Origin of the sequence: Enterococcus sp. AZ062 (genome assembly GCF_051715065.1) — a bacterium.
Lineage (GTDB): Bacteria > Bacillota > Bacilli > Lactobacillales > Enterococcaceae > Enterococcus_B > Enterococcus_B mundtii.
The window spans coordinates 1503207-1518031 of sequence record NZ_JBIOTB010000001.1; the positions used below are offsets into that span (position 1 = coordinate 1503207).

Sequence of the window (14825 nt, forward strand, 5' to 3'; positions counted from 1 at the left end):
TTTATTATTAAAAAAAAACTAGTCACGAGGCTGAACAGACTACCATGTATAATTGTGGCATAAAATCTACCTTTAGGTTTGTATCTCATCAACAAAATAAGGAGAGAGAGTTATGCCAATCGATAATCAAAGTAATCGAAAACGAAATGGTCAATTCAACAATGAAAAGAATAATAAAGAAGATAAGCAGGCTTTTGAAGATGCAGTAAAAGCAATTTCTTCTGGTGTCGGTCATGCCCCTACACCAGAGATTCTTCATTCACCATTGTTATTGTCATTATACGTCTCGAGCATTTTAGGAAATGTGGTCGTGCGAGGTGAGGGACCTAATCAACGACAACCAATACATAATAGTGGCGCTGTTTTTGAAGCAGATACTATTGTTGAAGTGAAGCAACATGCGAATCAAACAGAAGTGCTACATGCGCTAACTTCGCATTCGACAGTGAACAGTACGTTGATCACCCCAGCTTTGACAGAGAATACAACTGCAATTGCTTCTTTGCCTTCACGAGCTTTTCATGATAATACTGCTTATAATTTAACAGATTTTGCTCATCACTGGAGTTTGAACGTACATAAAATAGCACATGGCATTGCAGAAACATATGGTTGCACAACAAATAAGACTATCACAGACCTCACAAAATTATGGGAAGGGTCAACTACTTCTAATCACACACAACTCAAGCATACAAAAGTCCACTTTAAAACCGTTTGTCAGAGTGCGATTGCTGAATCTCATAAGATGAATCAACAACAAATAGATAAACCCGCCGATCTACATCATTTTTCCTTCAAGAAAGGTGTAAGTGATCGTTCAGAACAACAATTTTTATTTGAAGATGCGGCGGAAAAATTGAAAAAAATTTTTCAACAATCATTTAACAAAACAACCAATCAGACGAAGCAACAGACAACAGAAAATGTGAAAAATGATGTTCCTGAGTCAGCTAGTTTCTTTGAGGGTTTAACAGAGGCATTCATTACATTTTTTCATGATTTTGATCAACCAATCTATACAGAAAAACTTGAAAGTTTAAAAGGAGATTCGCTGATCACTCGCTTTTTATCCATGATGGCTCAAAGTATTTCCTATCAAGAAAAAATACCTGATACAGCTAAACCTTCAAATGGTATGAATGTTTCTCATTCTTTTCGAGCGTATGCCTTTTCAAGTGAAGTTCCAACTTTGAATAAGGAAGAGGAAGGATTTGCGACACAATTTTGGATGTTGTTTAGCAAAATGGATGAAACACTAACCAATTTTATAAAAAAGTGGGATCTATTCGTTGTTCGAGGAGCTGAGGGAAGGCCGATCAATGATCCGCGCTTCAATACTAGAGAGGAAAGTGAAGTCGAGACAGTTAAAGATAATCAGCGGGGACAGGGAACAATGAAGAATCCTGGATCTACTAAGATTGAAATAGTGAAAGGAATCATAGAGGATATTGAGCATGATCGAGTCCCAACTAGTCGATACAAAGAGCCTTTACCCAACTTTTTTTACGATAAATATTTATTTCGGAGTAAGAGCGAGACAAAGAATGTAGTAAGAAAGTTGAAAGTCTTTTTGATCAAACAAAAAGCTGTGACTAAAAATGCTAATGATGTGGAAGTGATCAAAGCGCTTGAAAATTGGGTTAGAATCCGTCGTATTAATGATATTTCACAAGACGCTTCCAAAGTCCAATTTGCCGCCTCTCTCATTCGAAAAAACTATGGTTTGAAGAATATCAGAATAGGTGATGCTTTGACGACGACACAACTACAAGCAATCTTTATGCAATTGAAAGTCAATGTGTACTTGGCAAACTATACCTACCAAGAAAAATCGAAACCAATCCAACTATCACCAGCGGAAAAAACGATTGAGGCTTATTATCGAACAGAAATAAATGTGTGCAATCAAATTTTTTCGGACTTCATCAATGATGCTCCTGCTACTGTACCAAAAAAACAGACGATTACTGCAGTTATTTACAATCGCGATCTCTTTAACAATCGAGAGAAAACAGAATCAGTGAATAAAGAATTGATTGATTTTGCACAAAAGCAAGGCTTCATTTTAAAGAATCCTACTGCAAGTGAATTGGTCCGATGGACGCGGATGTGGCTATTGAGATTAGGAAAATATGAAGAGATCGTGAGTCGAGAAGAACTAGTAGCGAAAGAGTTATTGAGAGCATATGGATCAAATATGACACTTGCGGGAACAAACGAGTCACGAGCGGTCATACTCCAATGGGAAAATAATAATGCGCAAGCGGGTTATCGGTATAAAAAAAATCGTATAAATGCGATTGCGCCGGATGCTCGCAAGGATAAATCAGATCAGACCGAGGAACAACAAGTTCAATCTTTCCTTAAAGAAAATCATATCATACCTATGAATGCAACCACTCATGTCAACGAGGAAAATAAACAACAAAAATTCCCTGATGAACCATCAGAAGTCATCGACAAACGAATCTGTCATTTTTTAAAAACAAAGGGTATTGTCTGTGATATATCAAATCCTCAGTTGTTAGCTGACAAGGTATCAAATTGGCTAATGCTTGAGGGTGCTGTTCAAAAAGTGATCGATCCTGTTAAACTAAAGGAACTCGCTCAAACGATACTTAATCAAGAAGACAATGGTCTTATTTCAAATAAGGAAGCAGAATTGACATTTTCAAATTGGTTAGAGAAAAAAATGGCAAAGAAAGAATCTCCTAGTTTACCTGAAAATCAACCGAAAACTGTTAAACCGGTGTCAATAAATGAAGATAACAAATGGAGAAGTCAGCAAGTGATTGATAAAGTGGGACAATACTTACGTCAAAATAATTTGATCACAGGGATGGCAACAAAAGAGGAAGTTCTGAGTGGAATTGGGAAATTGTTTGCACAAAATAATAATAATGGGGAGATAAACCCTGAAAAGGTACAAGCTATAGCAACAGTCATATTGAAAGAGTTGAACTTATATGGTGGAGCAGAGGATGAGTTGATTTCTGACAATGATGCACAAAAAACAGTCATGAAATGGGTCATGGAAAATGTGCTAGGTAGCTCAGTTGAAGAATATGCGACAAAAAAAATCCTTGATCATCCTAATCCTGCTACCTTTACGATTGGTGAGCTTAGAGATTCATTTAAACTGAATGAATTGATTAAGGACAAACGGATCATGCTTAATAAAAAAAGCGATCCTAAAAAGTATAAAGAATTAGAAGCTAATATAAGATCTTTGTGGATTGGTTGTCTGAACTATCTACTCCCTAATTACTTTCTCACATCAAGTGCCTTGTCAGATAATCTGCTGATTTCCGACTATGGTTCATTGTTACAGATTGCAGGCTCAAGAATACTAGTAGCTTCAGGTATTCTTAATAAATTTGAAAAAGAGGAAATTCGTACGTTGGGTGCACTTTTCTTTGAGTCAGTCAGTGAAAAAGGAGTACAGGATATCGAAGAATTAGATCATCTGTTGATACCGGCATTATTCACGACGGCTCAGTTAGATGCGCCGCGATTAAGAATAGCAATGGAGGCGGGTGACTATCGGGAAGTCGCTATTAGTACATTCATAAGCTACTATCAAAGAGGCTACTTTACGGTTATGGTTCACGAAGAAGAATTTAACCGCTTTTACCGAAACTATAAAACAGCTGTCATCAACTTTAGGCGAAAACAAGCATTAGTGGATGAAGTCCTTAAAGAGTGTGAAAGGCTTGGGATAAGAGTGCCTCCCTCGGCAGGAGAAGTATATTTAGCTGGAGGTAATCCTTGTCCAGGACCATGGATTCCGCGTAGTATCGAACCTTGGTATAGAGAGTTAACAAGTGATGTGGCAGAGTCGTATCATCTATTGAACCGAAAATTGATTGGGCTATCTGTCGATTCATTCAATCAGACAGAGTTAGATTTTATGTTTTCTCCTGAAACTCGTGTCTATGAAGGGACGGCTGAGTTTAGAGATGAGGCTGCTCTTGCTTCGAACCCGATTGGATCGATTCCGTCTTTGATGATTGCTAGCAGAAAAGAAAATAGGGATGATTTGATCCTCCCCCTTAAACAGACTGATCTGTTAGTGGCTATTCGGGACAATGAAGTACGCACATATGCATTGAAGCGGTTAGAAAAAGAGGGGGGGTATCGTGTTTATCGTGTTGACCAAGATCCTTTTTTGTTTTTAGAGCATGATTTAATGGACCTAAAATCACTTTGGTGGAAGAAATATAAAAAAGAAGGGGATAAGATTCGGATCGGCGATTATTCTTATTCTTTTATGACACAGATCCACATGGATAAACAATTATCTCATGGGGATGATAGAGAATCGTTATTCAATAATATCAGCACGAAACATAAAGATTTACTGTATCAACAACTATATGACTCAGGAAATGACCAAACGTTAGCTAGTAAAGTGTGGGATACTGTTAGTCATTTCATTCCTTTTTACGATTGCGTAATTGGCATTGTCAATAAGGATGCTGCAAGTGCAGTGCCAAATTGTATCATTGATGCGCTTCTTGTCATTCCTGTATTAGGACAAGTCACTACTATCAATATCCGTTTTGCATTGGGAGCAGCAAGAGTTATTGCAAACAATGGGGTAACGGGATTAATAAAATATAGCGCAAAAGTGCTTCCAAAACTTTCCGATCTGAGAAGTCTTTTGGCAAGTGTCGTGCGGTATATCGACCCAGGTATAGAAGCAGCAATTAATGGCGGACGATTTGTGATCAAGAACTTATTGAAACTTAAAGACCAACCAATTCTTGCGAGAAATATTCATTTTGGACCTGTATTGATAAAACTAGAAAAATTTGAAAAAGAGATACCAGAACCAGTTATATCAAAAATGGGTATCAACGCCCGTTTACCTAGAAATGGTCCGCAAGTTCTTGTAAAAAAAATGAAGAACAGTTTATATGTCAAAGTTTCAGATTTTAAAAAGGGTGAAGTTTATGGGAAATATTTTACTTTAAGAGGAGAACAATTGAGAGAATTTGAAGGTCCAGCAATTTTTTCTCAAAAACAAAAGGAAATCATCAACTCTTTAAAAATAAATATCCAGCCTGATGAGATGTTTATCGAAAAGCAAAATTTTTATCCTAAGGGTTATGGTGAAGGAACGGTCATGGACATATTGAAAAACGGCGAAAGAAAAATGACTGTGATTGAAATGGACGATCAACTTGTTCCTGTTAGAATCCAAACAATCAAAAAATACGGTGTGCGTTATGACGTGTTAGATGGCGATAAGGTATTGCCAGTGAACTTTAATGGTATTGAATGGTATTTCGAACCAGATACATCCCCAATAATTTCGAGACCAGTAAAAATCGAAGTGACGAATCGTATCAATCAGTTTGAGGCCATATGGGATCCAAGCACCCTTTCGGCACCAGATGAAAATGGGCTGATGTGGAGTGCAGAAGGTCGATCCTATATTAAAATCCAGGAACGCTATATTCCTTTAGCGTTGTTAGATAAGGAAAATAACCGATATCATTTAGTGAAAAAAGATATACTTGAGCCAATGACTGTCTTGCGTTTGGATCCTGGAATCGATCAGTTCCGTTTTGAAACTCAATTGGAGAAAAGGGTAGTTGAACATCTGGACGATCTATTACTGGCTGGTGGCTTTGATCAAGGCGCAAGCACTTCCAAAGGTGGAAATGTCCCTGTCAGAGGCCAGCTATCCACTTTAACGCTTAACAATCCTAAATATCCACCATATATGGGGCTGCCTAAAATACCTGAAAAGTGGCCGGAATGGAAGACGCATATGAACGCAATTGAGATAGCTGGTCCCAGTACTGTATCTATAGTGGAAGATAGCCGAGTGGTACTTCCACCACTAACTAAGTTCATACCAGAACCACAAAAACAGATAAGGACAAATGAAGCGCTGACCCTAAAAAAAATCGCGATGGGAATCCAAAGTTGTTTACCCGATGAGTTGAAAAAAAATTTTCGCGTGTATGCTGGTTTAGATGCCGCTAAGATGCCTGAACATCTAAAAGCATTTCGGGACGTAGTTGCAAAAGAATATAATGAAGCACTGACTATCTTAGATCAAGTTATCGAAGAATGTACATATATGCTTAAACTAGAAAAAATAAGTTCCACAAAGAGAGGAATCTATTTATCTAATATGTTTAATGTATATGGCAAACCCGAAGAACAGGCGGTATTAAAAGAAGGAGTCAAAAGGCTTAAGTCAATCGCAGAAAAAAGCAAAGCGTTTCTTAAACAGTCAGCAGATTGGGGATTTAAGAATATTTGGATTGCTTCGACCGATTTACAAAAAGATGCGACTACCAAGGCATTCTATTCATTAAGCAAACAACGTATTTCGCCGTATGGATTTGTGATTAGAAATGATGCTGAAAATCGAATCGTGCTTATCGCTGATTCTTTCAATAAGGACCCTAAGATTTGGCCAGAAGCTGAAATAGCACCACCTGTTTCAGAAACGTTGCTCCATGAAACGACTCATCTTGTTTCAATGACTAATGATATCGTCACGTACGGACCGTCTTACCGTGGATTATTAAAACGTGGGAAAGATGCACAAATAGACTTCATTTCAAAGTATCATACTAATTTCGGAACGGCTAGTTTTATCCAGTTTGTTCAACTGATCGCTGATTATTTAGGATTAGATGGTTTATCAAGGATGGCTGTTTTTCAAAATTTTGGCAAAGATTCTATGTTGTTTGCTAATTATATGCTGACTGATGCGGAAATGGTGGGGACTCTACTAAGAGATGTTGCCTATGGGTATAAGTATGATCAACCGCTATTGCGACCGAAACGCTCTGTGGATGAACCAAGTCAAGAACCCATTCAGGAGCTTGGAAGTGGGAATATACTTATAAGTCTGTCCTTGATGTCAATCGGTGAATTTGGAACTGCAGAAAAAAATATTGGATTGGAAGTGACGAAAGAACCTTCTTTAGGAAGTACTCTTAGTGGAGTAGCTACCACAACAGAATTTTCTGCCATAGTAGGTTCGAAAAAGGCAAGTTCTGCTTCAGCGATAGACGCAAAAATGCCCAATAGTCAATCGCAAAATAGAGAGAGTCCTTCACAACGATCAAGAGTGAAACGAAGTGATTTGAATTTATCGGAAGGGGAGATCAATCAGGGAACATTTCAACCGATACCTGCCCAACAAACAAACTCAGCTCACCCGGTGAGTACCAATCCTGCGGTTCATGATAATTTCTTCGCAAGGATAAATAGAGGAATCAGAAGAAGCCAGACGCTAAATAGAACTTCAACAATTAGACAGAATAAAAGGAAACAGTTTGGAATAAATTTACAAAATTAAGATACTACAATCACGATGTATGAATGCTATTGAAGAGTAAAACGTGCGTTGATAATTTCGATGTGGACGATGGTTATTTAATGATTATTGGCATATATTTAGGTAGAAGTAGTATATTTTTATTCCTAAAATCCGTTCAAATAAATTTAGTTTTACTCAGTCAAGTATTGATTTAATGATGCAAATTTTTGGTTCAGTTGTGCATACAATCTATCTCTTATTGAAATGTGTGCAAAGACCTAATAAATAAAGGAGTTAGAGGATGCCTATCGAACAACATCGAGAAAGAATCGGTCAATTCACCAACAAGTCTCAGAGATATATAACTGACAATGAGCAACGAAGAAACTTGAATTTACTTGCTCAAAGTTTTGGGCATTATCCTGTCGGTAGAGGCGTTTGGTCGTCGACAGGGATACTTTACTTATTAAGTATTGGTCAAAATCTTCGAATATCGGACACAAATTTACCTAATCGACAGCGTGCAGTGCAAGAAACTACTGCAGCGTTTGAAGTGGATACTTTTGTAGGAGCACGACAACAAGGCGCGGAGATCACTTTAGATTCTTTATTGTCAAGTTCTACCGCGAATCCCCAGCGATTTATTCCAATTATGGTGAATAATGCACCTATCCCTACGAGCTCGTTCATTGACGCGGCCCTGCCTTCGAATCCGCTCATCTATTTAGTCGAAAAGGCCCATCAATGGAGCATTGGGATGCACAAAATGGCGCATCGAATGGCGCAAGTAGAAAATTGTACGACTACGAGTGAGATTTTTCATCAAAACCCTCTTGGCTTGTGGAATAGTGCCAATCATACACAAGCTCATTTTAAAACGATTTGTCAGACAGCCATTACAAAATCACAAACAACAAATGAAGAACGGAAAGATATGCCTGCGAACATTCAAAAGTTTTCTTTTAAGAAGCAAGCAATAGAGAAGGAGACACGCACGTTCACTGCCGAAGAAGCAGCTGAAAAAATGAAAACGGTATTCGAATCAACTGTGGAAGAATTCTATCAAACAAATAATGGAAGAACGACAGAAAAGATGAAAAAGCAGAGTATTCCTATTCAAGAGACGCTAGTCATTGATGCTTTTTGGGGAGAACTAACCGAGCTCTTTACGACCTTTTTCGGCAAAGCAGAGAATGCTACTTATACAGAGAAACCACTAGATGATGCTAATGGCTACTCGGCGATGGCTTATTTTGTTGAATGGATGAGCCAAACATTCTCGGTCAATTATTCGACCTATGATACAGTTGATAGCCAAATAAATCAGAATGCGCATATTCCTCTAGCGTCAGTTTTATCTGATCAAACGCAAACTCAAGCTTCAATGAAAGAACCGGCCGTAAAGGAAGTTGAGGCGGGAATCATGGCTCCTTTAAGGGAACTCACCAACAAATTGACAGAAAAACTTGATTACTTTGTAAAAAAATATGATTTTTTAGTCACAAGAGGCGCTGAAGCAGCGCCTACCATTGGTCGAGCAACGTCCGACCAATCTACAACTCTTCATTCTGTGGGAATAAGTCTAGAGGATCAACCATTGTTTCCTTCTAAGGACTCTGAATATGAACAAGTCATTCAAATCACTGAAGCTATTTCTAAAAATAAAAAACCTCCAGGCGCTTTGTCCCCATTACCGAATTTTCATTATGACGTGTTGCTTTCTCAAAGAAGGAATCAAACAGCCCAAGTAAATACTCATTTAAAAGAATTTTTTGTTGATCAGAGTTTACTTGGATCACAGGCAACTGATCTAGAGTTGATTGAAGTTGTTCAAAGATGGGCCGGAATGAATTGGAAAAATGAAGATTCGCTGTACTCCGCTAGAGCACAGTATCTTGCTTATCGAATACTTGAAGGATATGGGATAGAAGATGTACGATTAGGTGACTTCTTATCGGACATAAGATTACAGTCGATCTATAAGCAATGGAAAACGAATACTTTGTTGATTGATTATCTTTTTTTAGAAATCAATCAACAAACGAAGCAGTATCACTTATCACCTGTAGAGACAGCTACAGTGAATCAATTCCAAAATCAAAAAAAAATAAACAATCAAATCTATGCGGATTTTATACATCAGCGGCCACGAAGTGTTTCTAAGGATACAAAAATTCCAGCGATCTATTATCATAAAAATACTTTCAACCTGCGAACAAAAACAGTCGAAGTAAACGATATCGTTCAAAAATTTCTTTATAAGCAACGAATTTATTTGAACAAGCCAACGCCTGCAGGATTAGTTTCTGGGATGCAAAAATGGATTTTAAATGGGAAACTGTACGATGAAATCCTGCAAAGAGAACGAACAGCAGCTACCTTACTTTTGCAAGCCTATGGCATGACAGAGAAAAATTTAATGGTCAATCAGGCAAGAGCGATTTTGCTGCAATGGGAAGACAACAATGCGCAGACCGGTTATACATATAAGAAAATTAAGAAAAAAATTCTGGGCATTGATATCAATAACATCAAAAAGGATCAGGAAAAAGAACGTAAAGAACAAGTGAAACAAAAAACCGAATTGTTTCTTCGTGAAAATAATATAGATACATCCATAAATAATCTGCAACAACCAGAAAAATCACCGGATATGCATTCAACAAATGAGGACGATATGGTACGTCAAAGAGTTGCGACATTTTTATCTGAACAGGGTGTTGCGTGTCATGCATCAAATCAAAATGTACTTGCTGAGACAGTATCACATTGGATTTTACTTGAGGGAGCTACTCAAGACATTATCGATATGGTAAAAGTCAAGCAAATCGCCCAAGTGATCCTCGATGAAAAGGTAGATGGGGTTATTTCAAATGAATATGCTGAAATCACTTTTACAAAATGGTTGTGGGATCTGATTAAAGCGAATGACTCATTATTGACTGTAGTGCCACGATCAGTGAGCAATGAATCGGTAGTTGAAAATAGTACAGTCTCATCTTCTACAGACTTGAACGGGATTACTCTGACAGAATCAACGAATAAAGAAGACAAGGAATCGAAAGAAACAGTAAATAAAGAACAGTGGCGTAGTCCAAAAGTAATGAAACAAGTCGAAGATTTTTTCCGTAACAAAGGACTACTCATTGGCATGGCAACAAAAGAGGATGTATTGAGTGCGATGGGAAGATGGTTCATCGAAGCTGAGAAGGAAACGATTATCATGCCTGAGAAAGTTCAGGCAGTTGCTTCAGTTATCTTAAAAGAACTGAAATTGTATGGTGGTAGTCCAGATGAAATGATCTCTGATTCCAGTGCCGAAAGAACGGTGATGAAGTGGACGTTTGAGAATGTCTTAGGTAGTTCGATTGAAGCCTACATCGCAAAGCAAATCGTTGAAGCCACTGACCCATCAGCCTTTACGATTGGTCAACTAAGAAGCTTGTTTATGTTTGAAGAATTAAAAAAAGCAGGATTGATCAACCTCTCTCAGACACAAGTAGCTTTACAACATGGCATTCGAGCTGAGGATGCAGAGATGTATCTAAAGAAACTTTGGATTTCTTTATCCAATCGAGCATTGCCCCATTACTTACTGAAATCAAGCAATCTTCCAGACAAGTTATTGATTTCTGATTATCATTCGTTGACTCAACTAACAGGTGCGAGCTTAATGGCCGATTTAGGTTTTTCGAAACAGTTCAATCAGACTGAAACACGATTGCTAGGTGAATTTTTCTTAGAAACACTTAGTTTTGAGGGGATCCATCACTTCGAAGAGTTGTCCTTCCTTTTGACACCAGCCTTGCTTACTGTGGCGCAACTAGAACCTGATAAAATGCAAGAAGCGCTAGTGAAGGGAGACTATATCGAAGTAGCACTTACTACATTTATTGGTTATTCGCACAAAGGGTATCTCCAGATGATGAAAACGCAAGCGATTGCTGATGATCTTGTCTTGACGTACCGACAAGCTGTGGTCAACTGGCGACGAAAAGTAGTGTTAGTAGATGAAGTATTAGCAGAGTGCAATCGACTTGGAATAAGGCTTGATTTGGCAGCGAGTCAAGTGTATCTAGCTGGCGGAAACCCGTGTCCCGGTCCATGGATACCACCAGATCTTGAAAGATGGTATACTCGACTGACCAAAGATGTCTCAGACTCTTTTCACTTGCTCAATGAGTTCCTTATCCAACTGTCCATTCAATCGATCGGGGAACAGGAGTTGGATTTTTTATTTTCTCCAGATAGCCGAATTTATCCAGCTTCGGCTCAATTTAAAAGTGAAGTCCGGCAATATCAGTTTCCAATAAATCTACGTTCAGTTCCTCCGCTTTTATTTTATAAACAGGAGGAATTATTGAACTCGACGCTCCATTTGAATCAAACAGATCTGATTGTCGTCATCAAGGGAAATGAAGAGCGCTGGTATGCATTGAAACAAGTAGAAAAAGGGGGATACAATTTTTATCGTGTTGACAAAGATCCATTTTTATTCCTTACCTATGGTCTGATGGATCAAAATGATCTCTGGGATGGGCAATTTCGAAAAAATGGAGATAAGATCCGGATTGGAAAGGAAGATTATTCATTTACCACGAAAGTGTATACTGATAAGGAATTTTCTCTTGGGGATGCGAAACAAACATTAGCCAATCAAATCAGTTTGAAACATAGAGATGCGCTTTATCAACAATTATATGATTCAGGAAATGAACAAACGACCGCTACAAAAGTCTGGAACGTCTTAAAACACGTGATTCCTTTTTATGATTGTGTTGTCGGCATTTCCGAGCAAAATGTCGAAGAAGCGGTACCTAATTGTCTGATTGATGCTGTCTCATTGATTCCTATTCTAGGTCAAGTAACTACTTTCAACATGAGGTTTGCCCTAGGAGTTGCAAAATCCGTCGTTAAAAGTGGGCTGAGTGTTACGCTAAAAACGAGCACGCGCTTTCTTCCGACTCTAACCGAGCTTAGAGGGCTGTTAGTAAATGCTATACGCTATTTAGATCCAGGAGTAGAGTTGCTCTCAGGTGGTGGACGTTTCATTTTGAAACGTTTAGTGGATTTTAGCAATGAACAATTTATAGGGAAAGAATTGAAAGCAGCGTTGACAAAATTAGATGATTTAGGAAGTAAACAGACCGATTGGACAAAAAGTTATGTGACTGCACGCTTTGCCAAGGATGGCCCAGAAGTTCGAGTGAAGCGCATGCCAAATAACTTATATTTAAGGGTAAGTGATCTTAGAAATGGGGATGTTTCTGGGAAGTACTTTACTTTAAGAGGTGATCAGTTGAGAGAATTCGAAGGACCTGCTACCTTTACACCAAGACAAAAGGTAGTGATCCAACGACTTTCAAGAACATTGGATGTTGATCAAGTATTCGTAGAAGAACCTAATTTAAATCCTAAAGCTTATGGAGAAGGGAACGTCTTTACATTCAAAAAAAGAGATGGTCAACGAGTTTCTGTGCTTCAAATGGATGGGCATATGATTCCTGTCGAAATAACTGTGCTCAAAAAGCATGGCGTACGCTACGATGTTTCTGATGGAGAACAGCTGTTACCCGTCAATTTCAATGGGATTGAATGGTATTTTGAACCTCCTACATCGCCAATTGTTATGAAATCTGTAGAAATAGACGTAACGAACCGAATCAATCAATTTGAAGCATTATGGGATCCAAGTATTCTTTCGCCCCCAGATGAACGAGGTTTGATGTGGAACATGGATGGCAGGTCCTACATCAAGATCAATGACCGGTATCTCCCGTTGATCTTATTGGATAAGGAAGTAGATCGGTATCATTTAGTAAAAAAAGATTTCCTTGAAACGATGACTGTTTTAAGGTTTGATCCAATCAATCACTCTTTTAGATTTGAATCTGAGCTAGAAAAACAAACGATTGATATTCAAAATCAAATAAGAAGGACCGGAACAGCTGATAAGTCGCTACCTGGTACTTCAATCGATGCTGCTGGTTCGTCACAAGAGGGAACCGCTCCCTCCCAGCTGTTACCAAACACGCCAGGAAGATGGAAAGAATGGAATGAAATTAGACAAGCAGTGGTAGTGGGCACTGATCCGCTGCCAAGGGTGACTGATAAAAATGTAGAATGTAAAAAATTAACTGCTTTTATCCCAGAACCACAGATCGAGGTTATTTTGGATGAAAAAAGTACGCAAATAGCAATTTCTAAAGGAATTGAAATGATGTATCATTCGCAACCTGTAGATTACCAAGTTTTTTCTGGTTTGGATATTAGCAAGGTACCAGATTATCTTAAACCCTACTTTAAAGAAATGTCAGATGGATTTTTTGAAGCAATCAATTATTTCAAAACTACAAAAGAAAGATGTATCGAGTTGTTGAAGCTACATAACATTGCGGAAACACCGGAAGGTAAGTATGCAGTAGAGATGTTTGACATGTATCTGATTGAAAACCGTGAACCTTATTTAAAAGAAATTTTTAAAAGATTGTTAACTGTAGCGGAAAAAGGCGAGCGCTTTCTACGGCAATCAGCAGATTGGGGATTTAAAAATATTTGGATCGTATCTACTGAATTAGCAAAAAGTGAAACAACGCAGGCATTCTATTCAAAGGTCGAGGCAATTCCGAAAGCATATGCGTTCATATTGAGTCATGATCCGGAATGTCGAATCATATTTATTGCTGATACCAATCATATTGATCCAGATTATATGCCAAAAATGCAGATATCTGTAGATCCAAAAGAAACCCTTATCCATGAAACAACTCATATCGTGGCTATGGCATATGATGTTATTCCAAGTTATCCGTATATGGTGTCGGGGTATTCAAAATCTGGAGTAGATGTTCGCAACCAATATTTTAAAAAATATACAGGTTTTTTCAAAACAAACCAGTTCACTCGCTATGTTGATCAGTTAGCAGATTATCAGCAGTCCCCGACATTATCAGAGGAGGCGGTTATTCTTGCAGAAAAATCTGATGCGATGATGAGTATGAATATTCAAATCCTTGATGCAGAAACTCTAATGATAATGATCAGAGATGTTGCATTAGGAAATCCTTTCAATAAGCGTCCAGTCAATCAACGACCAAAACTTTTGAAACGAGACCTCAGTAATAATCAAAACAAACCAAAAATCAATGGGGAAATGCTTGTCACTCTTGCATTGATGAATTCTGGACAGTTTCATACAGCAGAAAGAAATTCGGAGTTGACAATTACACAAAAACAGTCGGTGAAGACAACTACAAGTCCCTTACCAATTAGCAAGACGAATCAGAACAAGCCCCTACAGAAAAAAACGCGAATAAATAAACTGGTTGGATTTAGCACAAAAATCAGTGGATTTGTGAATGGTGGGCAAGTAAACACCCCTGCAAAAAAAAAGAGCGACTTAAATCTTCAAAAGTAATGGAAACTAGTCAAAGTTAAACACTTTTTGTTGAGCCTCAAAAAACAAGGCGCCATCCACGAAAATTGTTCCTCAAATTTTTATGGATGGCGCCTTGTTTTCCGAAGCGGTGAC

2 protein-coding genes are annotated in these 14825 nt (G+C 38.2%); both read left to right on the forward strand.

The window, feature by feature from the left end; genetic code table 11:
• The first annotated feature begins 112 nt into the window (after positions 1 to 112).
• Positions 113 to 7333, forward strand: a complete 7221-nt coding sequence (locus IGJ00_RS07210) for a QWxxN domain (RefSeq protein WP_438844256.1) — start codon at positions 113 to 115, stop codon at positions 7331 to 7333.
• Positions 7334 to 7595: 262 nt separating this feature from the next.
• The gene (locus IGJ00_RS07215) at positions 7596 to 14711 is read left to right on the forward strand and encodes a QWxxN domain (protein ID WP_438844257.1); all 7116 of its coding nucleotides are present in this window, start codon (positions 7596 to 7598) and stop codon (positions 14709 to 14711) included.
• Positions 14712 to 14825 lie beyond the last annotated feature (114 nt).

Bases quoted from the DNA above. Each gene is read 5' to 3' on its own strand.
- IGJ00_RS07215 (WP_438844257.1), top strand. From the start codon at position 7,596: ATGCCTATCGAACAACATCGAGAAAGAATCGGTCAATTCACCAACAAG.
- IGJ00_RS07210 (WP_438844256.1), top strand. From the start codon at position 113: ATGCCAATCGATAATCAAAGTAATCGAAAACGAAATGGTCAATTCAAC.